The following is a 21,981-nucleotide window of genomic DNA, read 5'->3' on the forward strand; positions in this document are numbered from 1 at the left end:
CAGCTTTGTGACTTTGGCCGTCCATCGGCGTTCAGCATGCAGTTCGTCGGTTGGCGCCCCGGACTTATGATCTCGATCAGTTACCTGCGTCGTGATCGGCCAGGTCGATGATTTTTTTGATAGAGTGCGCTCCTGAAAAAGCGAGCAGCCAGCCAGCTTTCAATTCGGTCAATGAGGTGTCTGCTTGATTAGGGTGCTGGTGGTCGATGACCACGATCTGGTTCGCACAGGCATCAGTCGCATGCTGGCGGACATCTCTGGGCTGCAGGTGATCGGTCAGGCGGATTCCGGCGAGGATGCTATCCGCAAGGCTCGAGAGCTGAAGCCCGATGTGGTGCTGATGGATGTCAAGATGCCGGGCATCGGTGGTCTGGAGGCGACCCGCAAGCTGCTGCGCAGCTATCCGGACCTGAAGGTCATTGCCGTGACCATCTGTGAAGAAGATCCCTTTCCGACTCGCCTGCTGCAGGCCGGGGCGGCGGGCTATCTGACGAAGGGCGCGGCGCTGGAGGAAATGGTGCAGGCCATCCGCATGGTGTTCGGCGGCCAGCGCTACATCAGCCCGCAGATCGCGCAGCAGCTGGCGCTCAAATCCTTCCAGCCGCAGCTCAGTGAGTCACCGTTCGACCTGCTTTCCGAGCGAGAAATACAGATCGCGCTGATGATTGCCAACTGTCAGAAGGTACAGCACATTTCCGACAAGCTCTGCCTGTCGCCGAAAACGGTGAACACCTACCGCTATCGCATCTTCGAAAAACTGTCGATCACCAGTGATGTCGAGCTGGCCCTGCTGGCGGTTCGCCACGGGATGGTCGATACCGTCAACTGATGACAGAAGCCTTCGATTCCTCGGCGTTCCTGGCCGCCTGCAGCGGCCGGCCGGGCGTCTATCGCATGTTCGATGCGCAGGCCAAGCTGCTCTATGTGGGCAAAGCGAAGAACCTGAAGAAGCGCCTGGCAAGCTACTTCCGCAAGACCGGGCAGGCGCCGAAGACCGCAGCGCTGGTGGCCAAGATCGCGCAGGTCGAAACCACCATCACCGCCAACGAAACCGAGGCGCTGCTGCTCGAGCAGACGCTCATCAAACAATGGCGGCCGCCGTACAACATCCTGCTACGGGACGATAAGTCCTATCCCTATGTGTTCCTCTCGGCCGGTGAATTTCCAAGACTGAGTATTCATCGTGGCGCCAAGAAGGAGCCCGGACGCTACTTCGGTCCCTATCCGAGCGCCGGCGCGATCCGCGAAAGCCTGAGCCTGCTGCAGAAGGCCTTCTTCGTGCGGCAATGCGAGGACAGCTATTTCCGCAACCGCACCCGACCCTGCCTGCAGTACCAGATCAAGCGCTGCAAGGCGCCTTGCGTGAAGCTGGTCGACCCCGAAGAGTACGCCGAAGATGTGCGTCACTCGGTGATGTTCCTCGAAGGTCGCAGCAACGCACTGGCGGAGGAGCTGTCGCGCAACATGGAAAAGGCGGCGACGAATCTGGATTTCGAGCGCGCCGCCGAGATCCGTGACCAGATCGGCATCCTGCGCCGCGTGCAGGACCAGCAGAGCATGGAAGGGGGTTCGGGCAATGTCGACATCGTCGCCGCGGCGGTCAGCCCAGGCGGCGCTTGCGTGCATTTGATCACCGTGCGTGGTGGGCGAGTGCTGGGCAGCAAGAACTTCTTTCCGCAGGTCGCCATTGAGGAAAGCGTCAGCGAGGTGCTGCAGGCCTTTCTGGAGCAGTACTACCTGGGGGCTACGGAACGCGACCTGCCCAGCGAGCTGATCGTCAATGCGGTGCACGAGGATTTCGCCACGCTGATCGACGCCATCTCCGAGCTGCGTGGCGTCGAGCTGACCATCACCCATCGGGTACGCGCGACGCGGGCACGCTGGCAGCAACTGGCGCTGACCAACGCCGAACAAGCGTTGGGCGCGCGCCTGGCCAATCGTCAGCATCTGTCGGCACGTTTCGACGCACTGGCCGAAGCGCTGGAGCTCGACGAGCCACCGATGCGCCTGGAGTGCTTCGACATCAGCCACTCCAGCGGCGAGGCGACGGTGGCGTCCTGCGTGGTCTTCGGGCCGGAGGGTCCGCTGAAGTCCGACTATCGCCGCTACAACATCGAGGGCGTCACCGCCGGAGACGACTATGCGGCAATGCATCAGGCACTGTCGCGGCGTTTTCGCAAGGCGGCGGAGGGCGAGGGCAAGCTGCCGGACATCCTGCTCGTCGACGGTGGCAAGGGCCAGCTCAACATGGCGCGCGAGGTACTGGAGGAGCTGGCCGTGCCGGAGCTCATCCTGCTCGGCGTGGCCAAGGGCGTCACCCGTAAGCCGGGCCTGGAAACCCTCTATCTGAATGACGCCGCCCACGAGTTCACACTGCCGGCCGACTCGCCTGCGCTGCACTTGATCCAGCAGGTGCGTGACGAAGCGCATCGCTTCGCTATCACCGGCCACCGCGCACGGCGTGGGAAGGCTCGGCGCACTTCGACGCTGGAGGACGTTCCGGGCATCGGGCCTAAACGTCGTCGCGAACTGCTCACGCATTTTGGCGGTCTTCAGGAACTGTGCAGGGCCAGCCTCGACGAGATCGCCAAGGCGCCTGGTATCAGTAAAAAGCTTGCCGAGTCGATTTATGCCGCTCTGCACAGTGAGTAAACTGTCCCCGAATTCCGCCGATCAGTGGTACCGATGAATATCCCGAACCTGCTCACCGTTCTGCGCGTGCTGCTGATACCCATCTTCATTCTGCTGTTCTATCTGCCGTTCTACTGGAGCTACCTGGCCGCCAGTGCCGTGTTCACCATCGCGGCGCTGACCGACTGGCTCGATGGCTATTTGGCGCGCCGGCTGGAACAGAGCACGCCATTCGGCGCCTTTCTCGATCCGGTAGCCGACAAGCTGATGGTGGCGGTCGCGCTGGTGCTGCTGGTTGAGGAGCACGCCAATCTCTGGCTGACGCTGCCGGCTGCGATCATCATCGGCCGCGAGATCGTCGTCTCGGCATTGCGCGAGTGGATGGCCGAGCTCGGTGCCCGTGCGCAGGTCGCGGTGTCGAATCTCGGCAAATGGAAGACCGCGGCGCAGATGGTGGCGCTGGTGATCCTGCTGGCCAATCCGCCGCAGCCGACAATATGGGTCGGTGTGGGGTACGCATTGCTAATCGTCGCGGCAGGGCTGACGCTGTGGTCGATGATCAATTACCTGATGGCTGCCTGGCCGCACCTGAGCACTACGGAAAAGAAATAAAAACTTTTTTAATCAAAGGGTTGACGGCAGCCTTCGATCGTATAGAATGGCGCCCGTCACCAAGACAACGCGGGAATAGCTCAGTTGGTAGAGCACGACCTTGCCAAGGTCGGGGTCGCGAGTTCGAGTCTCGTTTCCCGCTCCAGTTTGTAAGATCGCGCCGCAGAAATCATGCGGCGCCTTCGTTTTGAGGCCGGTTGGCAGAGTGGTTATGCAGCGGATTGCAAATCCGTGTACGCCGGTTCGATTCCGACATCGGCCTCCATATTGAAGAGCTCCAAGCAATTCGTTGCTTGGGGCTTTTTCTTTTGCGTCCCAGAGTTCGCGGCCACCGATACTGCCAGTGAGTGGCGGCAAGCGATTCCGCCGCTGCTATCTATACTCCATGGGCGCCTCTCGCTCAGGAGAATAGCCATGCGACGCCTCTCAGCCTTTGCCTTCGCGATTCTGTTCAGCTCGCCACTGCTGGCGATGCATTGCCCCATGGACATGGCCAAGATCGACGAACTGCTCAAGACCAATCCACCGAAGGACGCGACCACCCTGCAGCAGGTGCGCGAACTGCGTGCCGAAGGTGAGCAGCTGCATCAGGCCGGCAAGCACGCCGATTCGGTACGGGTACTGGGACGAGCCCTGCACCTGCTAGGTCAGAAGCCCTGATCAGCGGACGCGGCGAACGCCAACCAGCAGCCAGAACAGCAGGCCCAGCACTGGGAAGAGGGCGATACCGATCGCCCAGAGTGCCTTTGCGCCCACGCTTCGCTCGCTTTTGAATACGCTGATGATCGCCAGCAAGTTCAGCGCGATGAGCGCCACCGCGGCTGCGATGGCCAGGTAAGTCATTGAATCGGACACTTCACATTTCTCCTGACGGCTCAGGTTATGAGGCCGCGAACCGCGCAGGAGGGTTCCGTACCGTTAAGGGCATCAAAAGCGATGAACCCGGCCCGGTTCCTACGTTCAGCCCAGCAGCTGCTGGAGTTCGTCGCTGCTGGGCACCTTGCCCTCGACGAGAACATCGTCATCGACCGCCAACGCCGGCGTGCGCATGACCCCGGCATCGATGATCGCGTTGACGTCGGTGACTTTCTCGAGCTGATATTCCAGACCGAGACGACGTGCCGCCGCTTCGGCATTGGCGGTGAGTTGCTGGCACTTGGCGCAGCCGGAACCGTAGACGGTCAGTTTCATCATCGTCCTCACATCAGTTGGCCATAGAGATAACCGCTAAGCGTGGCCATGACCACGACCAGCGTGCAGTACACCAGCGTCTTTTGGGTGCCCAGCACCGTACGAATCACCAGCATGTTCGGCAGGGACAGCGCAGGGCCGGCGAGCAGTATCGCCAACGCCGGGCCCTTGCCCATGCCAGCGCCAAGAAGGCCTTCGACGATAGGCACTTCCGTCAGCGTGGAAAAGTACATGAAAGCGCCCAGCAGTGAAGCGACGAGCGTAGAGGCGAAGCTGTTGTCACCCACTGCCCAGACCACCCATTGACTGGGGATCAACCCTTCATGACCGGGACGGCCGAGCAGCATGCCGGCGACCATCACACCACCCAGCAGCAGCGGCATGATCTGTTTGGTGAAGTCCCAGCTCTGCCCGACCCACTCCTGTCCGGCAGCGTTCTCACGGCTGGCCTGCAGCATCAGCCCGCCGATACCGATGACCATCGCCAGTTCCGGCCATTCGGGCCGGAGCAGGACGCTTGCAGCGACCAATCCGGCGACGACCAGCAGCGGTTTTAGCGACCAGCGCCAACGGCGTACCAACAGCGCCGCCAGCAGGATGGCGAGCGCTGCGGTGATCGGCCACTTCCAGGCGTAAACGAGCATCCATGCCGGGCTTTCCGCCCTGGCCCAGTTGGCGAACACCAGGATGCCGATCATCAGGCTGAACAGGGCGACGATGTCGCCGAGCGGATGGCTGCTGTCGTCGGCGGTGAAACCGCGGGCGCCCTTGGCGGCGCGGGCAGCTTCTTCGTGACGGTAGAGCAGGTGCATGATCGCGCCGATGACCAGGGCAAAGAGGATGGCACCGACAGCTCGGGCGATACCCATCTCGGCGCCAAGCACCTTGGCCGTCACCACGATGGCCATGACGTTGATCGCCGGCCCCGAGTAGAGAAAGGCGATGGCTGCGCCGAGCCCAGCCCCGCGCTTGTAGATGCCGCCGAATAGCGGCAGTACGGTACAGGAACACACCGCCAGCAGCGTGCCGGCGACCGAGGCCACGCCGAAGGCGATCGGCTTGGGCGAGGCCGGGCCGAGGTGCTTCATAACCGCGCCCTGGCTGATATAGACGGCCATCGCACCAGCGATGACGAAGGCCGGCAGCAGGCAAAGGATGACATGCTCGCGGGCGTACCACTGGGTCAGGCGAAGGCCTTCGAGTACGGCATTCTCGAAGCGAGGCTGCCCCAGCGGCAGAAAGAAGATCAGTAGAAATGCGGCAGACATGCCAAGCAGCACCTTGGCCTCGCCAGGGCGGTCGCGCCAGAAACGCGCCAGGTGTTTCCACAGTGAAGGGGAGGCGTTAGCCGAAGGAGCCGATCGCTCGGGCGCGGAGCTGTCCATGATCATGGTCCTGCTGGGTAGTCACGACCATGGTAGTTGGCTGGCGTGCGGCGAGGCTGATCCGCGTCAAGTGCAGGGCTATGTTCGGTTAGCCGTCAGCGCGCGGTTGTACCAGTCGCGGCTGCGATTGACGCTGCGCACCAGCCAGAGCATCACCGGCACCTCGATCAGCACGCCGACCACCGTGGCCAGTGCGGCACCGGAATTGAAGCCGTAGAGCACGATGGCGACGGCCACCGCCAGCTCGAAGAAATTCGAGGCACCGATCATGGCCGACGGCCCTGCCACATCGTGGCGCACCTGGAAGCGGCGATTGAGCCAATAGCCCAGCCCGGCGATCAGCAGGGTTTGCAGCAGGATGGGCACGGCCAGCATGGCGATGATCAGCGGCTGGTCGACGATGGCCTCGCCCTGGAAGGAGAACAACAGCACCAGGGTGGCCAGCAGCGCAACGATGGAGAATGGCTGCACTCTTGCCAGGGCGGCCTGGAATTCCTCTTCGCCGCGCTTGAGCAGGCGTGCGCGAATTATCTGGGCGATCGCCAGCGGGATGACGATGTACATCACTACCGAGAGCAGCAGCGTGTCCCAGGGCACTGGAATCGAAGACACACCGAGCAGCAGCGCGACGATCGGGGCGAAGGCGAACACCATCACCACGTCGTTCAGTGCGACCTGGGTCAGGGTGAAGTTGGCGTTGCCGTTACAGAGGTTGCTCCATACGAAGACCATTGCGGTGCAGGGCGCCGCGCCCAGCAGGATCAAGCCGGCCATGTAACTGTCCAGTTCGGCGACCGGCAGCCAGGGCGCGAAGACCTGTTTGATGAACAGCCAGCCCAGCAGCGCCATGGTGAACGGCTTGATGGCCCAGTTGACGAAAAGCGTGATGCCCATGCTCGCCCGCTGCGCGTAGACCTCCCGCAGGGCAGAGAAGTCGATCTTCATCAGCATGGGGATGATCATCACCCAGATCAGCAGGCCGACCGGGATGTTCACGTGGGCCACTTCCAGGGCGCCCACGGCCTGTGCCGCCGCGGGCATGCCAAGCCCGAGCAGCGTGCCGGCAATGATGCAGAGGAATACCCAGAGGGTGAGGTAACGCTCGAAGAAGCCCAGTGGCGCCCCGGTCTGCTTGCTGGTCACTTCGCATTGAGTGGACATCTGGAACCGTACCTTTTCTTTCTGTAGGTGGTGGGTTATGTCGGCGCGCTAGCGGGATTGTGCGGACAGCGCTTCGGCCACTTCGTCGACCGTACTTCGGGCGCTGCGCGTGACGCCGATCAGCGTGGCAGATGCCGTGCCGGTCCACTCTCCGTAGCCGACCAGCCAGAGATTGGGCTGTTTCAAGGCTCGGGTCCCTGCGACCTGCACCTTGCCGTCGGCCTCCACCAGCCCGCACGGGTGAAGATGATCGAGCGCCGGGCGAAAGCCGGTGCACCAGACCACTGCATCGAGGCGAGTCTGACGGCCGTCCGCCCATTCGACGGCAGTTTCGTGCAAGCGCACAAACGGCGGTTGCGCTACCAGCACGCCACGTTCCCGCGCGTCGAGCACCGAGGGCACCATGACGATATCGCCGAAGCCTCCGGGCAGGTCATCGATGCTGCGGCCCTCCTGCTGGGCCTTCCAGCGCGCGGTCGCACGCTCGAACAGCACGCGACCATCGACCTCATCGGGAAGGAATGCCGGCGGGTCCTGCGTGACCCATATGGTTTCGCCGACCTTCGAGAGTTCCGCCAGGATCTGCGCGGCTGAATTGCCGCCGCCGACCACCATCACGCGCTTGCCGGAGAAGGGCGCAGGGTCCCGGTAGTACGCTGAATGCAATTGCAGCCCTTGGAACGCCTCGCGCCCCGGATAGTCCGGAATGAAAGGCTTGCTCCAGGTGCCGGTCGCACTGATTACTGCCCGGGCCAGCCAGCGCCGATCGCCGGCCTGAACCTGCCATAGATCGTCTACGCGCCTGATCGCATCGACATGAACCGGGCGCTGAATGGGAAAGCTGTAGCGGGTCTCGTAGCGTTGCAGGTAGTCGATCACATCGTCGCGCGACGGATTGCCCGGTTCGACGGGGGTGGGCATCGGCCAGCCGGCGATCGAACTCCAGGCCGCCGGTGAGAACAGCCTCAACGAATTCCAGGCGTGGAGCCAGGCGCCACCCGGGGCGGGTTGATCGTCCAGCAGCAGGTAGGAAAGCGCCGTACGCCGCATGAAGTACGCGGTCGCCAGGGCCGACTGCCCGGCGCCGATGATGATCACATCGAGCACATGGGGGGCTGACATCAGCAGACTCTCATCCAAGACATTCGGTTCGCCTTATATACGATCTTGGGAATATACGCGGATTGCATTACGCCGAGCAAATTCGCCACGCCAGGGGCTGCCTTCAGTACCTGAGCGAGTAACCTGCGCTTTACTCGCATATGCGTTAAGCAATATATTCGCCGACGCATACGTTTCGCGATCATCAACCGATCGGCAAGCGTCAGAAGGGTATTTTCGTGATCGAGCACCTGACACCTACCACCGTATTCAAATGCCTGGCGGACGAGACTCGCGTGCGCATCGCCTTGCTCATCGCCCGCGAAGGCGAGTTGTGCGTGTGCGAGCTGACCTGCGCGCTGGATGAAAGCCAGCCGAAAATTTCCCGTCACCTGGCGATGCTGCGCAGCTGCGGCATGCTGGAAGATCGCCGTCAGGGCCAGTGGGTGTATTACCGTCTCCATCCGCATCTGCCTGACTGGGTCACGGACATGCTGCAACCGATTCTGGCTGCCAACAAGAACTGGCTGAGCGACAACGTGCAGCGTCTGGAGCGCATGCGCAATCGTCCCGAGCGGGCGACGGTGTGTGGCTGAATCGCATCGTTCACTCGCGACAACTTTCAGGATTACCCCATGCACGACGACCTACCCAACATCGATCCAGCGCTGCTCGATCTGCCGGATCTCGCCAAGCTGGGCCTCCCAGACGGGCCTGCGCACAAGCCGCGCATTCTGCTGCTCTATGGCTCCAACCGGGAGCGCTCCTACAGTCGCTTGCTGGTACAGGAAGCGGCGCGGCTGCTGGAGCGTTTCGGTGCCGAGACGCGCATCTTTCATCCGGCAGGACTACCACTGCCGGACGATGCACCTGACAGCCATCCGAAGGTGCAGGAACTGCGCGAGCTGATGCAGTGGTCGGAGGGGCAGGTGTGGTGCTCGCCGGAGCGGCATGGCTCGATGAGCGCGGTGTTCAAGGCGCAAATCGACTGGGTGCCGCTGGCCATGGGCGCGCTGCGCCCGACTCAGGGCAAGACGCTGGCGATCATGCAAGTCAGCGGCGGTTCGCAGTCATTCAATGCGCTCAATCAGATGCGCGTGCTGGGTCGCTGGATGCGCATGCTCACCATCCCCAACCAGTCCTCAGTGGCCAAGGCCTATCTCGAGTTCGACGAGGCAGGGCGGATGAAGCCCTCGGCTTATTACGACCGCGTGGTGGATGTGATGGAGGAGTTGATCAAGTTCACCCTGCTGGTACGCGGTCGCGCCGATTACCTGGTCGACCGTTATTCGGAACGCAAGGAGTCGGCCGAAGCGCTGTCCCGTCGCGTCAATCAACGCTCAATCTGACTTCCAGGAATCGCCCGCGTGTCCCATCCCTACGACATCCTCGATGTACCCGGCTGTGCCGGTCAGCTGATCTTCACGCCGTGTCCCGGTAGCAAGGGCAGCAGCCTCGACGAGGCGCTGACCACGCTACAAGCGGCTGGTGCCGAAGCAGTGATCACCTTGATGCCCGCCGAAGAGCTGGCCCGTAACGACGCGAGCCAGCTGCCGCAACTCTGTGCCGAACGCGACCTCGAGTGGTTTCACCTGCCGGTGGCCGACGAACAGGTGCCGCTGGCGGACTTCGATCGGGCCTGGGAAGGGGCGGGAGCTCGGATCCATGAGTTGCTGGATGCCGGCAAGCGCGTCGCCATTCACTGCAAGGGTGGTTCAGGTCGTACCGGACTGATCGCAGCACGCATCCTGATCGACCGCGAAGTGCCGCGCGCGACCGCCATCGCCTGCGTCCAGGCGCTTCGCCCCAAGGCTATCCAGCATCCGGCGCATGTCGGCTGGATCGAACGCTTCGGCGCATGACGGGCCTCTCATGCTGAATACGCTCGGCTTGTTCGTCATTACCGCGATAGCGGAGATCGTCGGCTGTTATCTGCCGTACCTCTGGCTGAAACAAGGCAAGAGTATCTGGTTGCTGGTTCCGGCGGCGCTTTCCCTGGCGCTGTTCGCCTGGCTGCTGTCACTGCACCCCACCGCCGCCGGACGAGTCTACGCCGCCTACGGTGGCGTTTACGTCGCTGTCGCACTGGTCTGGCTGTGGCTGGTCGACGGTGTTCGCCCGACCGGATGGGACCTGCTCGGCTGCGCCGTGGCGTTGCTGGGCATGGCGATCATCATGTTCGCGCCGCGCAATCTCTGATCCATCTTTTCAGGAGCGAGTCATCCATGAGCATAAAAGTAGGCATCAACGGTTTCGGCCGCATCGGTCGCCTGGCCCTGCGTGCGGCCTGGGATTGGCCGGAGCTGGATTTCGTGCAGATCAACGATCCGGCCGGCGATGCGGCCGCCCATGCGCATCTGCTCAATTTCGACTCTGTGCATGGCCGCTGGCAGCACGAGGCGAGCGCCGACGGCGACTGCCTGGTCATCAACGGCCAGCGGGTGAAGGTCAGCGCCAACAAGGCGATCGCCGACACCGATTGGTCGGGCTGCGATCTTGTCATCGAGGCGAGCGGCAAGATGAAGAGCGTTGCGGTGCTGCGGCAGTATCTGGAGCAGGGGGTCAAGCGCGTGGTGGTCAGCGCGCCAGTGAAGGAAGCGGGCGCGCTGAACATCGTCATGGGCGTCAATGACGGCCTGTACGATCCGGCGCAGCACCGCATCGTCACCGCGGCGTCCTGCACCACCAACTGCCTGGCACCGGTGGTCAAGGTGATCCATGAGCAGCTCGGCATTCGCCACGGTTCGATCACCACCATCCATGACCTGACCAATACGCAGAGCATTCTTGATCAGCCGCACAAGGATCTGCGCCGCGCCCGCGCCTCGGGCATGAGCCTGATCCCAACCACCACCGGCTCGGCCACGGCGATCGCCGAGATATTCCCCGAGCTGCGCGGCAAGCTGAACGGCCATGCCGTGCGCGTGCCGCTGGCCAATGCCTCGCTCACCGACTGCGTGTTCGAAGTGGAGCGCAGCACCGATGCCGCAGAGGTGAACCGGTTGCTGCAGGCCGCAGCGGAGGGCGAGCTCAAGGGCATTCTCGGCTATGAGGAGCGACCACTGGTTTCCATCGACTACCGCACCGACCCGCGCTCCTCGATCATCGATGCACTGTCGACCATGGTGGTCAACGGCACGCAGGTGAAGATCTACGCCTGGTACGACAACGAGTGGGGCTACGCCAACCGCACCGTGGAACTGGCGCGCAAGGTTGGGCTAGCTGACATTTGCTAGGGCGTACATCCCGTAGGGTGGGCTTCAGCCCACCATTCAGCCCGGCGTCTGAGGTGGGCCGAGCGGGTTCGCGCCTTTATCAGTGATCCGTACATATTTATGAGCCGCCGCCATGCATGCTCTGCAACGTCTCGCACCGGAAGTCCGCCAGTACCTGGTGGTAACCGGTAACTACTGGGCCTTCACCCTCACCGACGGCGCGCTGCGCATGCTGGTGGTGCTGCACTTCCATGCGCAGGGCTACTCGCCCTTGCAGATCGCCGCCCTGTTCCTGTTCTACGAAATATTCGGCGTCGTCACCAATCTGGTCGGCGGCTACCTCGGCGCGCGGCTTGGCCTGAACCGGACGATGAACCTCGGCTTGGCGTTGCAGGTCGTGGCCCTGCTGATGCTCACGGTACCGGCCGCCTGGCTGACGGTACCCTGGGTAATGGGCGCGCAGGCGCTGTCCGGCATCGCCAAGGACCTGAACAAGATGTCGGCCAAGAGCTCGATCAAGCTTCTAGTGCCGGACAGCCAGCAGGGCACGCTCTACAAGTGGGTCGCCATCCTCACTGGCTCGAAGAACGCGCTCAAGGGCGTGGGGTTCTTTCTCGGCGGCGCGCTGCTCAGTCTGCTGGGATTCGCCGGCGCGGTGCTGGCGATGGCTGCCGTGCTGGCGCTGGTCTGGCTGGCCAGCCTGGTGCTGCTGAAGAAGGATCTCGGCAAGGCCAAGGCCAAGCCGAAGTTCCGCGACATTCTGTCCAAGAGTCGCGCGATCAACGTGCTCTCGGCGGCGCGCCTGTTCCTGTTTGGCGCGCGAGACGTGTGGTTCGTGGTGGCCTTGCCGGTCTACCTGAGCACGGCTTTCGGCTGGAACTTCTGGATGGTCGGCGGCTTCCTCGCGTGCTGGATCATCGGTTATGGCATCGTCCAGTCGTTCGCCCCGGCGATCACCGGCAAACGCAGTGGCAAGGTACCGGATGGGCGCGCGGCTTTCCTGTGGGCGGCGTCGCTGGCCGCGTTGCCTGCGGCCATTGCGGTCGGGCTGGCGGGCGCTGCGTCGCCGCAGTGGGTGCTGATCGGCGGGCTGCTGCTATTTGGTGTGCTATTCGCGGTGAATTCGTCGCTGCACAGCTATTTGATCGTCAGCTACGCCAAGGAAGACGGCGTCTCGCTGGATGTGGGCTTCTACTACATGTCCAACGCGCTGGGTCGATTGGTCGGCACGCTGCTGTCGGGCTGGGTGTTCCAGGCCTACGGCCTGCAGGCGTGTCTGTGGGTGTCGTCGCTGTTCGTGCTGCTCGCTGCGCTGATCTCACTGTGGTTACCGCGGCACCACGGGTGAAGAGCAGGGCGCTCGCGAGGTCGGCCCTGCCCGCTAGACCGGCAGGATTCGCTCCGCTCGCCATTGGCGTTGCCTGAACGGATCAGTGAGACGGGGCTGTCCTTAGCATGCCAATGTCTGCCGAGGCTCTCTGCATCAGCGCTGCATCGTTCGGCCCTGCTTTTTCCTGCCCGCTGCGACGACCACGACGCCAATGCGCCATCGGCTGCAGTGCGCTGATATCCGAACGGGTTACCAGTTCTTCGAGTGATCGCTTGCTCATCGTCGCGTCCTCACATCGTCTGTTCGGGGGAGCGTCCGTGCGCCATGGGGAGTCCTTGAGCAAAGGATGCGCGGAGTTTGTTACAGCTGGTTGGCAGTGACGGGCGTGCGGACGAGCGGCGCCGGGGTGGGCCTACGGCGAAACCTCGCCGATGGCGCTCACACTGGTAATGCCGGCGTTCCAGATCATCTCGTAATGGGCGGTCTGGACAATGGAGAGCACATTGCGCGGCGTCATGAGCGCCCAGCAATGCTGGCCAGGCTTGCGCACCGAGCGGTAGCGCAGACCTGCAAAGCCGTCCTGCCGGAGCTGACGACCGAACTGGCGCGCCGCGGAATAATCGTTCGGATCATAGATCGGGTCGGTCAGCGCGACGGTCGTGGCATCCAGCAGGCCTGCCTCGTCGAACTGGCACGACAATCCGCGAAAGACGAAACGCTCGAAGTTCAGACCCACCACGCCGGACCAGTACAGTTGTTGGTGATGGCGCACTTCGGCCAGGGCCGTTTCCATGCTGTCGGCCAGGTAGAGCACGCCGTAACTGCCATCGCTGAAACGCGAGCCTGAGGGATTCACATGGGTGAACGGAGCGGTGGCATAGGAGCAGCCGGGAATGCCGAACGGGATCTCGCCGCGGGGAATCAGCTCGAGTCGGCCAGTCTCGTTGTGCAGGCGCGGGTTCGTCAGAGCCTGGAGCTGATAAAGCATGTCGAACTCATCGGCGTCGGCCACGTCATCGAACAGCTCGATGGGCGGAAACTTCGAGTTCACCAATCGATACGCCTGCAGCTTCGCCGGCGGCCGAACCGGCAGCCGCTTCGGCACTACCACTGCGCGCCCCGCAGGCTGTCGATCCGCCGAAATGTCTCGTACAGCGAAATCATGTCGCCCTGCGCCATGATCGCCAGCGGTGAACGGCCGTTGAAGAACTCGTTGTGATTGGGCATTCCAGGGAAACCGTAGGTGTTCTTCGGATTATCGAAGATCAGTCGCAGCGCGGCGTGGATATTGAGGATGAAACTGATGCGCTGCATCTGATCCGGATCCAGGCTCACCGACCAGTCGGCATTACGCAACTTGGCGCGCGCATGAGTGCTGCGGGAGATACGCAGAATTCGGCAGGCCTGTTCAGTCGTGGCCTGCCATTTGTCCAGAATATTCACCGCAGCGCGCAATCCAGTTGTGCATTGATCCTTGGAAAAAGCGGCTACTTGAAGGGTGGCTGACATGGCAATGGTTCCGACAGTTTGTTTCTGTAGATACAGATTAGCACAAATTCATTCTACAGATTTATAGAGGCGCCGATATTGTCCGCAACTTAACGCCCAACAAACGTGAAGGGCTTGAAGTACGCACAATCGAGCGCATCCGATCTTTGAGCGGCTGATGGGATATATAGGAGGGATATTCGAATGGGCTGCGCCGGCGCCAGTTGCTGGAACCAACGGAAGTTTGGTGCCCGGAGCGGGGGTCGAACCCGCATACCCTTTCGGATGAGAGATTTTAAGTCTCTTGCGTATACCAATTTCGCCATCCGGGCGGAGGCTGCGTCGCAGCGCGCCGATGGGGAATCGGCGGCGCAGGACTATAACCAGCCTCCGACGCCCACGCAACCCGAACGACCGGCGTTCAGCCACCAGAACTGCCAGACAAGGCCCACCACCCGGGCAACAGGCGACGCACCTGCGGACGGCCAAAACGGTCGTCGATCAGATGCACGACGCCCTCGTCCTGCTGTGTGCGGATCACTCGGCCGGCGGCCTGCACGACCTTTTGCAAACCAGGGTAGAGATAGGTGTAGTCGTACCCGTGGCCGCGCCCGAACAGCTCGTCGAGCCGTATCTTGAATTGTTCGTTGACCGGGTTGACCTGCGGCAGGCCAAGGGTCGCGACGAATGCACCGATCAGGCGGCGGCCAGGCAGGTCGATACCTTCGGCGAATGCGCCGCCAAGCACAGCGAAACCGATTCCTTCGCTGTGTTCGGTAAAGCGATCGAGAAAGGCATTGCGCGCCGCTTCCTGCATGCCGCGGGTCTGCTCCCAGAAGGGTACGTCCGGGCATTGCTCGCGCAGCAGCGCGGCGACCTGTTGCAGGTAATCGAAGCTGCTGAAGAAGGCCAGGTAGTTGCCGGGACGCTCGCGGTACTGACTTGCGATCAGTTCGACCACGGCGCCCAGCGAGGCCTGCCGATGCTGGTAGCGGGTCGAGACATGTTCAGCCAGGCAGACCCGCAGCTGCCGGCTCTGGAACGGCGACTCGACATCGATCCAGGCGCTGGCGGCGGGCAGGCCCAGCATGTCGGCATGGAATCTGCGCGGGCTCAACGTGGCGGAGAACAGCACGCTGGAACGCGCCTGCGCCAGGCGGGGAGCCAGAAAGGGGGCGGGAACCACATTGCGCAGGCAAAGGATCGAACGACGGGCCTTGTTGCGAGCAGTCGCCGGCAACAGGCTGATGTCGAACAGCGAGTGTTCACCGAACAGCTCGGCGACACGGCAGAAATGCATGGCGTCGAAATAGGCCCGTTGCAGTTCCGCATCCAGCCCTGCGGGTTGCTCGCCCAGATAGTCGGTGATGGCGCTGACCGCCTGTTGCAGCGCGCCCAGCAGCTTGAGCGGCAACTCCGGTTGCACCTGGTAGTCCGCCAGCTGCTCGCGATGCAGGTCGTTCCAGCAGCGCTGCACGCGCCCCAGCGGCCGTTTCAAGGGTGCTGGCGCCTGGCTGGCGAGGCCGGCGAAGGCACGCTGATCGAGCTCGGCGCTATACATGCCACGTGCCCGGTCGATCAGGTTGTGCGCCTCGTCCACCAGCAGGCAGATGCGCCAGTCGTTGGCCAGCGCCAGCCCGTGGAGGAGGGCGCTGCTATCGAAGTAGTAGTTGTAGTCACCGACCACCACGTCCGCCCAGCGTGCCAGCTCCTGGCTGAGGTAATAGGGACAGACCTGATGGGCAAGCGCCACTTCGCGCAGGGCGGCTTGGTCGAGCTGGACCTGCCCCAGCGCGGCGGCCCGCGCCGCGGGCAGGCGGTCGTAGAAGCCGCGGGCGAGCGGGCAGGATTCGCCATGACAGGCCTTGTCCGGGTGTTCGCAGGTCTTTTCGCGCGCCACCAGCTCCAGTACCCGCAGTCCATGGTTGGCGTTGCGTTGCAGCGTCTGCAGCGCATCCAGCGCCAGGCGTCGACCGGACGTCTTGGCGGCGAGAAAGAACAGCTTGTCCAGCCGCTGCCCCGGAAATGCCTTGAGCTGCGGGAACAGGGTGCCAAGCGTCTTGCCGATTCCGGTAGGCGCCTGCGCCATAAGCGTGGTGCTCGTGCAGGCAGCCTTGTACACCGCCTCGGCCAGTTGCCGCTGGCCGGTGCGAAAGTCGTCGTGGGGAAAGCGCAGGGCGGAAAGTGCCTGGTCGCGCGCAGCGCGGTGGGCCATTTCCTGTGCGGCCCAGTCGATGAACGCCTGACACTGGGTCTCGAAGAACACGCGCAGCTGTGCTGCGGTGTGACGCTCGACGAACAGCGTTTCCTTGTGGCTGGTGACGTCGAAATAGACCAGTGCCAGTTCGAGTTCATCGAGCCCGCGTGTCTGACACAGCAGCCAGCCATAGATCTTCGCCTGCGCCCAGTGCAACTGGCGATGATTGGCGGGCTGGCGTTCCAGGTCGCCGCGAAAGGTCTTGATCTCTTCCAGGCGATTGCGCGCCGGGTCGTAGCCATCGGCACGGCCGCGCACGCTCAGTTGCCCGTATTGCCCCTCCAGGGCGACCTCGCGCTCGTAGCCGTCGCCACGCCTAGCGGTGACCTGGGCGTGCCCGGCGATGCCTTCCAGCGCGGTGGGCGAGGGCGTGAAGCGCAGATCCAGATCGCCGACCTTGGCGGTGAATTCGCAGAGCGCGCGCACTGCGACCCGATAGCTCACGCCATGGCCTCGGCCCACTGGACATGGCAAACCGCAATGGGCAAACCGTGCTGATGGGCGTAGTCGATCCAGCGCTTCTGGTTGTCCTGCAGGCGATCGCCCGGGCCCTTCACTTCGATCATGCGATAGCGGCGCGCTTCCGGCCACAGCTGGATCAGGTCCGGCAGGCCGGTGCGATTGCCAGTGATGTCCACCAGGATGCGCTGGAACAGCAGCTTCAGGTGCGCGGCGGGAATGCAGTCCAGTGCCTGCGCCAACAGTTGTTCGTCGAGCAGGCCCCAGGCGACGAACGCGTTATGGATGCCGAGTTTCGCCTGGAAGGTGCGCCAGATGCAGTCACGGTAGTCATCGCTGTCGAGGCAGGCCAGGCAGGCGGCGAACAGATCGGCGCGGCGCTGGTGGAAGTCCGCGCGGTTCAGGTCGGCCGGCGCCCAGTGGAACGGGTGAAAGAACGCGCCCGGCAACGGCGCGAAGATCGCGTCCCAGCAGAGCAGGCCGAACAGCGAGCCGACCAGGGCGTTCTCCACGTAATACACCGGCGCATCCGGCCTCGTCAGATGCTCGCGCACCGCCTGCTCGACGCTGCAGGTAGGCCTCGGCAGGACCAGATCGAGCTGTTCCGGCTTGCGGCTGCGAGCACGTTCGGTCGGGATGCCCAGGCTGCGTTGCAGACGTGGCAGGATGCGCTGCAGCTGCTGCACTTCATGTTCGCTTTCCGGCGCGGCCCGGGCCTGAAGCAACAGATCCAGCGCGGCCGCTGGCTGGCCGCCGCGCTCCAATACACGAATAGCCCGCTCACGCGCACCGGGATAGCCGTTGGACGCGTGCACGCGCAAGGCCTCGTCGAGCTCGCCGAGCCGTTCGAACTGCTGGCCGATGCGCAGCAGCAGTTTGCCGCGGCGGCTTTCCAGCCAGGCATTGCCGAACGGCGCGGCCGGTACAGCCGCCAGGATCTCCGCCAGCGGCTCGCCGGCATCGAAGCGCTCGCGACAGCGATGCAGATGCAGGTAGGCGTCCAGCTCGGCACGCGAACTGAACGCTCGTGAGGCGGGGGAAAAGGACACCTGCTCGTAGCGATAAACGCCCAGATCAGCCAGCACGAACTCCGACCAGTCCTGATGGATATTGCCGAAGAACAGCAGGCGCAGCCGCTCGCAGAGTTCGTCGATGCACAGGCTGTAAACCGCGTCCTCGGAGCCCGACCACCATTGCCCGAAGGGCTTGGCCAGGTCATGGTCGGCGCGCAGCCTTTCGAACAGCTCGGCCTTGCGCAGGCCGGCCGAGTTCGTGATGCCGAACAGCTGCAGCAGTTCGCCCTTGGTCAGCAGGCCGAACAGCTGTTCCAGCGTCAGCTCACGCTCGGCATCGATCCAGCCCTGCTCGATCAATGGCGCTGCCGCCCGACGTGGACAGCCGATCTCCCCGTAGTGCAGTTTGCTGGCCCGGAACAGCGCGCCCTTGCGCATCACCATGCGCACCAGCAATGCCTGAGACGCCTGCGGCAACAGAGCGAAACGCCTGATGAAGGCGCGTTCGGCGTCGTCCAGCAGGTCGCCATGATGCTGGTCCACCCAGGCCATAACCTGCTGAAAGTTGTCGAGATAGTAGAAGGGGTTTTCCAGGGCCTGACGCATCGCACATCCGGTAAAACTGGGGCGCGGGCGGCCCGCTCGAAAGCTGGCTATTTATACAGTTCGAGCGGTATTTGGCAATGGCCGGTGATCAGCGGAAGGGGCGGCGTGGGTGCCGCCCCGGACGCGAATCAGACCGTGCGCGAGAAGCGTCCGCGTTGCTCGCCACCGAGATAGGCATCGAAGGCCATGGCGACGTTGCGCATCATCAGCTGGCCCTGCGGCAGCAGAATCAGCGCATCGTCGCGCAGCTCCACCAGACCATCGGCGACCGGCTCGGCCAGTTTGGCCAGCGAGTCGGCGAAATAGCTGCGGAAGTCGACGCCGTGCTTCTGCTCGATCTGCCGGTAATCGATACGCCCATGGCACATCAACGAGACGATCACGTCGCGGCGCAGCCGATCGTCGTCGCTCAGCTTGTAACCACGGTGCACCGGCAGCATGCCGTCGTTCAGTCGCGCGTAGTACTGCGAGAGCTCCTTGACGTTCTGGCTGTAGCTGTCGGCGACCTTGCCGATGGAGGAAATGCCCAGCCCGATCAGGTCGCAGTCGGCATGGGTGGAGTAGCCCTGGAAGTTGCGCTGCAGGGTGCCGTTGGCGCGGGCCAGGGTCAGCTCGTCCTCGGGTAGCGAGAAGTGGTCCATGCCGATGTAGACGTAGCCAGCCGCGGTCAGGCGCTGAATGGTCAGCTCCAGCAGTTCCAGTTTGCGCTCGGGCGGCGGCATGTCCTCGGGGCGAATCAGCTTCTGCGCGCGCACCAGATCCGGCAGGTGCGCGTAGCTGTACGCGGCGATGCGGTCCGGGCGGATGTCGATGATCTTGCTCAGCGTGGCATCGAAGCTGGCGACGGTCTGCAGGGGCAGGCCGTAGATCAGGTCGACGCTGACCGACTTGAAGCGGGCATCACGGGCGGCCTGGACCAGTTCGCGGGTCTGCTCTTCGGTCTGGATGCGGTTGACTGCGATCTGCACCTGCTCGTCGAAGTCCTGCACACCGAAGCTCAGGCGGTTGAAGCCGAGCTTGCGCAGGCCGTGGATCTGCTCCGGGGTGACGGTGCGCGGGTCCACCTCAAGGGAGAACTCGTGGCTGTCGCTGTCATCCATGTTGAACGCCTGATGCAGGCTCGCCATCAGGTCGGCCAGCTGTTCGCTGGTGAAATAGGTCGGTGTGCCACCGCCCAGGTGCAGCTGGGTCAGCTTGCGCGAGCGGTCGAACAGCGCACCCTGCATGGCGATCTCGCGCTTGAGGTACTCGAGGTACTCGACGGCGCGCTCGGTCTTGTGGGTGATGATCTTGTTGCAGGCGCAGTAGTAGCACAGGCTCTTGCAGAACGGGATGTGGATGTACACCGACAGCGGCTTGGGCGGCTGCGCCTGGTTGCTACGCGCGGCGGCAGCGCGGTAGTCGTCCTCGGCGAAGGCCTGATGGAACTGCGGGGCAGTGGGGTAGGACGTGTAGCGCGGACCGGGACGGTCGTATTTCTCGACCAGGGCCCGGTTGAAGCTCGGCAGTTGGTCCATTGTTCGTTTCACCTAAGGGTTGAATTCGGAGTCGGTGCGGAACGCGGTGTCACCCTCGGGTGTGTCCGGCTCAGGCAGATCATGGGCGCGGATTATGGACGATTCGCGCCTGCGCGCCGACTGTCTCAGATCAAGAATAGCGTCCCGGACCTCGCCGTTCGGCGGGTCCGGAATAACAGGCGCCAATGGAGCGAGGCCATGGCCAGCCTCGCGCTCGTGTTCAGAGCTTGAACTGGCCGACCAGACGATTCAGTTCGGTGGCCAGGCGCACCAGCTCTTCGCTGATCTCCGAGGTCTGCGTCGCGTCGGCCGACGTGGTGTCGGCGATGCGGCTGATGGTGGTGATGTTGCGATTGATCTCTTCGGCGACAGCGCTCTGTTGTTCGGCGGCTGTGGCGATCTGGGTGTTCATCTCGTTGATGGTACCCACTTCGTCGGCGATCACGCCCAGGCTCTGTGCAGCCTTCTCGACGCATTCCGAGCCGGAGCGCGCGCGCAGCTGCGCTTCCTTCATTGCCTGTACGGCATTGCGCACGCCGCCTTGCAGCTGTTCGATCATCGCCTGGATTTCCTCGGTGGACTTCTGCGTGCGCGAGGCGAGGGTGCGCACCTCGTCAGCCACCACCGCGAAGCCACGGCCCTGCTCGCCGGCGCGGGCAGCTTCGATCGCGGCGTTCAGCGCCAGCAGGTTGGTCTGCTCGGCGATGCCGTTGATCACGCCGAGCACCATGTCGATACTGGCGCTGTCGCTCTCGACGCGCTGGATTACCTGAGCAGCCTTCTCGATCTCGGCGATCAGCACTTCGATACCGTCGAGCGCTTCGGTCGCCACCTTCACGCCGGCCTTGGACTCGGTATCCGCTCCGGTGGACGCGCTTGCGGTCTGACTGGCGTTGCGCGCGACCTCCTGAACCGTTGCGCTCATTTCATTCATCGCCGAGGCGACCATGTCGGTTTCGTTGCGCTGCTCGTTGACGGCGGCCAGGGTTTTCTCTGCCACATGGGAGACCCGCCCGGAGACATCACTGAGCTGGTGGGTAACGCCCGCGACAGCCTCAAGGCTATGGCGGAACTTGCCGATCATGCGGTTGAAGGCATCGCCCATCGCGCCGATTTCGTCCTTCGCACCCACTTCGACGCTGCGGCTGAGGTCTTCATCCTCGGCCATGGTATTCATGGTGTGGCGCATGGCAGTGATGCGGCGAATGATTACGTGGCGCACGGTCAGGCACATCACCACCACGCCAATGAACAGCAGGAGCAGCTGAATCCCGCCGCTGATCATGATGTTGCGATCCACTTCCTGGTCGAGTGCCTTGAGGTCGTAGCTGATGCGCACTGCGCCCATTACCGTGTTCTCGCCGACCTGGTGGCAGGTCAGGCAGTTGGTGCCCCGGTAGTCGGCATGCGCCAGGATCGGGTTGATCACCGTCAGCACACGGCCGCCGTTCTGCTCGTTGACCTCGATGATCTCCTCGCCGCCCAAGGCGCGGCGGTCCAGGGCATCGACAGGCGCCTGGTGGTCATATCCCGGCCCGAATACCTTGGTGACCTCATCGCCGCGGATGATGCGGGCATCGATGACGCCAGGACGCGCGAGGATCTTGTTCCGCAGCACTTCACGCTGCGCCATGGTGCCGGTGAGCATCATGGTGTTGATGCTATCGAAATAGGAGTCGGCGGCATCCTTGGTCTGCTGCTCGACAACCTGGAGCACCAGGCGCTTTTCGGTACTGGCAGAGAAGAACAGCGAGGCAGACATGATTGCCACCAGCACCAGCACCAGCGCCAGGTTGATCTTTGTCTGCACGGACATTTGTCGAGGGGCGGAGTTGTTCATGGTTTTCCTTAGTACTACTGCCACGCGGAAGGTAGCTGCCACTGCACTATTGTTTTATTGATTTCCCACGACGACGCAGCAACGAACTGAGCAATCTGAAGCTCGTATCGGCGACTTACCGGGATTCTTGAAGATCCGAGGTGGGTAATAGCTATGCGCCATTACAGGGCGCGAC

Annotated in this window: 22 protein-coding genes and 3 tRNA genes; 12 read left to right on the forward strand and 13 right to left on the reverse strand. The window is 63.1% G+C overall.

Going from position 1 to position 21,981, the window contains the following annotated elements:
• The first annotated feature begins 184 nt into the window (after positions 1-184).
• From gacA to ACX1DW_RS06930, 6 genes are all read left to right on the forward strand, one after another.
• Positions 185-829, forward strand: coding sequence for a response regulator transcription factor GacA (gene gacA, locus ACX1DW_RS06905; RefSeq protein WP_003300232.1), 645 nt, complete (start codon positions 185-187; stop codon positions 827-829).
• Positions 829-2,652, forward strand: coding sequence for an excinuclease ABC subunit UvrC (uvrC, locus tag ACX1DW_RS06910; protein WP_208218464.1), 1,824 nt, complete (start codon positions 829-831; stop codon positions 2,650-2,652). Before gacA ends, uvrC begins: the two co-directional genes overlap by 1 nt.
• 33 nt (positions 2,653-2,685) lie before the next feature.
• Positions 2,686-3,243: a CDP-diacylglycerol--glycerol-3-phosphate 3-phosphatidyltransferase gene (gene pgsA, locus ACX1DW_RS06915; RefSeq protein ID WP_125868871.1), complete on the forward strand. Its 558-nt coding sequence runs from the start codon at positions 2,686-2,688 to the stop codon at positions 3,241-3,243.
• Between the two features lie 69 nt (positions 3,244-3,312).
• Positions 3,313-3,388: transfer RNA gene (locus ACX1DW_RS06920), tRNA-Gly, on the forward strand.
• 46 nt (positions 3,389-3,434) lie between these two features.
• Positions 3,435-3,508: transfer RNA gene (locus ACX1DW_RS06925), tRNA-Cys, on the forward strand.
• 149 nt (positions 3,509-3,657) lie between these two features.
• Positions 3,658-3,903 carry a hypothetical protein gene (locus ACX1DW_RS06930; protein ID WP_125868870.1) on the forward strand — a complete coding sequence of 82 codons (246 nt, stop codon included), beginning with the start codon at positions 3,658-3,660 and terminating at the stop codon, positions 3,901-3,903.
• Here ACX1DW_RS06930 and ACX1DW_RS06935 read toward each other — a convergent pair whose 3' ends face one another.
• The 5 genes from ACX1DW_RS06935 to ACX1DW_RS06955 all read right to left on the reverse strand — a co-directional run bounded on the left by ACX1DW_RS06935 (position 3,904) and on the right by ACX1DW_RS06955 (position 8,102).
• On the reverse strand, positions 3,904-4,086 hold the full coding sequence (locus ACX1DW_RS06935) for a PLDc N-terminal domain-containing protein (RefSeq protein ID WP_017245094.1): 183 nt from the start codon (positions 4,084-4,086) through the stop codon (positions 3,904-3,906). It abuts the gene before it with no gap.
• Between the two features lie 117 nt (positions 4,087-4,203).
• On the reverse strand, positions 4,204-4,434 hold the full coding sequence (locus ACX1DW_RS06940) for a thioredoxin family protein (RefSeq protein WP_063542970.1): 231 nt from the start codon (positions 4,432-4,434) through the stop codon (positions 4,204-4,206).
• Positions 4,435-4,442: 8 nt separating this feature from the next.
• Positions 4,443-5,819 carry a permease gene (locus ACX1DW_RS06945; RefSeq protein WP_458993076.1) on the reverse strand — a complete coding sequence of 459 codons (1,377 nt, stop codon included), beginning with the start codon at positions 5,817-5,819 and terminating at the stop codon, positions 4,443-4,445.
• A 78-nt stretch (positions 5,820-5,897) separates the two neighbouring features.
• Positions 5,898-6,980, reverse strand: coding sequence for an ACR3 family arsenite efflux transporter (arsB, locus tag ACX1DW_RS06950; protein ID WP_458993077.1), 1,083 nt, complete (start codon positions 6,978-6,980; stop codon positions 5,898-5,900).
• Positions 6,981-7,028: 48 nt separating this feature from the next.
• On the reverse strand, positions 7,029-8,102 hold the full coding sequence (locus ACX1DW_RS06955) for an ArsO family NAD(P)H-dependent flavin-containing monooxygenase (protein WP_458993078.1): 1,074 nt from the start codon (positions 8,100-8,102) through the stop codon (positions 7,029-7,031).
• Between the two features lie 218 nt (positions 8,103-8,320).
• Between ACX1DW_RS06955 and ACX1DW_RS06960 the strand changes: the two genes are divergently transcribed.
• From ACX1DW_RS06960 to arsJ, 6 genes are all read left to right on the forward strand, one after another.
• A complete protein-coding gene (locus ACX1DW_RS06960; protein ID WP_011913229.1) occupies positions 8,321-8,677 on the forward strand; it encodes a metalloregulator ArsR/SmtB family transcription factor in 357 nt (118 codons plus the stop codon).
• A 39-nt stretch (positions 8,678-8,716) separates the two neighbouring features.
• Entirely contained in the window at positions 8,717-9,430 is a 714-nt protein-coding gene (arsH, locus tag ACX1DW_RS06965; RefSeq protein WP_102841112.1) for an arsenical resistance protein ArsH, read from the forward strand.
• Positions 9,431-9,448: 18 nt separating this feature from the next.
• Positions 9,449-9,943, forward strand: coding sequence for a phosphatase domain-containing putative toxin (locus ACX1DW_RS06970; RefSeq protein ID WP_458993079.1), 495 nt, complete (start codon positions 9,449-9,451; stop codon positions 9,941-9,943).
• A 10-nt stretch (positions 9,944-9,953) separates the two neighbouring features.
• The gene (locus tag ACX1DW_RS06975; protein WP_013982778.1) at positions 9,954-10,280 is read left to right on the forward strand and encodes a YnfA family protein; all 327 of its coding nucleotides are present in this window, start codon (positions 9,954-9,956) and stop codon (positions 10,278-10,280) included.
• A 26-nt stretch (positions 10,281-10,306) separates the two neighbouring features.
• Entirely contained in the window at positions 10,307-11,317 is a 1,011-nt protein-coding gene (locus ACX1DW_RS06980; protein ID WP_458993080.1) for an ArsJ-associated glyceraldehyde-3-phosphate dehydrogenase, read from the forward strand.
• A 112-nt stretch (positions 11,318-11,429) separates the two neighbouring features.
• Positions 11,430-12,644 (forward strand): organoarsenical effux MFS transporter ArsJ, encoded by a 1,215-nt coding sequence (gene arsJ, locus ACX1DW_RS06985; protein WP_458993081.1) that lies wholly within the window; start codon positions 11,430-11,432, stop codon positions 12,642-12,644.
• Between the two features lie 82 nt (positions 12,645-12,726).
• Here the strand turns inward: arsJ and ACX1DW_RS06990 are convergent, their stop codons facing one another.
• The 8 genes from ACX1DW_RS06990 to ACX1DW_RS07025 form a co-directional block, all read right to left on the reverse strand.
• Positions 12,727-12,906 carry a hypothetical protein gene (locus ACX1DW_RS06990; RefSeq protein ID WP_458993082.1) on the reverse strand — a complete coding sequence of 60 codons (180 nt, stop codon included), beginning with the start codon at positions 12,904-12,906 and terminating at the stop codon, positions 12,727-12,729.
• Between the two features lie 132 nt (positions 12,907-13,038).
• Positions 13,039-13,731, reverse strand: a complete 693-nt coding sequence (locus ACX1DW_RS06995) for an RES family NAD+ phosphorylase (protein ID WP_458993083.1) — start codon at positions 13,729-13,731, stop codon at positions 13,039-13,041.
• The gene (locus ACX1DW_RS07000) at positions 13,731-14,135 is read right to left on the reverse strand and encodes an antitoxin Xre-like helix-turn-helix domain-containing protein (RefSeq protein ID WP_458993084.1); all 405 of its coding nucleotides are present in this window, start codon (positions 14,133-14,135) and stop codon (positions 13,731-13,733) included. The genes ACX1DW_RS06995 and ACX1DW_RS07000 overlap by 1 nt, the downstream gene beginning before the upstream one ends.
• A 224-nt stretch (positions 14,136-14,359) precedes the next feature.
• A tRNA-Leu gene (locus ACX1DW_RS07005) sits at positions 14,360-14,446 on the reverse strand.
• Positions 14,447-14,535: 89 nt separating this feature from the next.
• A complete protein-coding gene (locus ACX1DW_RS07010) occupies positions 14,536-16,815 on the reverse strand; it encodes a helicase C-terminal domain-containing protein (RefSeq protein WP_458993085.1) in 2,280 nt (759 codons plus the stop codon).
• Positions 16,812-18,449, reverse strand: coding sequence for a VRR-NUC domain-containing protein (locus ACX1DW_RS07015; protein WP_458993086.1), 1,638 nt, complete (start codon positions 18,447-18,449; stop codon positions 16,812-16,814). Before ACX1DW_RS07015 ends, ACX1DW_RS07010 begins: the two co-directional genes overlap by 4 nt.
• 128 nt (positions 18,450-18,577) lie before the next feature.
• Positions 18,578-19,966, reverse strand: coding sequence for an oxygen-independent coproporphyrinogen III oxidase (gene hemN, locus ACX1DW_RS07020; RefSeq protein ID WP_200593756.1), 1,389 nt, complete (start codon positions 19,964-19,966; stop codon positions 18,578-18,580).
• Between the two features lie 220 nt (positions 19,967-20,186).
• Complete coding sequence (locus ACX1DW_RS07025) at positions 20,187-21,806, reverse strand: methyl-accepting chemotaxis protein (protein WP_200593754.1); 1,620 nt, start codon at positions 21,804-21,806, stop codon at positions 20,187-20,189.
• Positions 21,807-21,981: the final 175 nt, after the last annotated feature.

It is taken from the genome of Stutzerimonas sp. KH-1 (assembly GCF_054483855.1).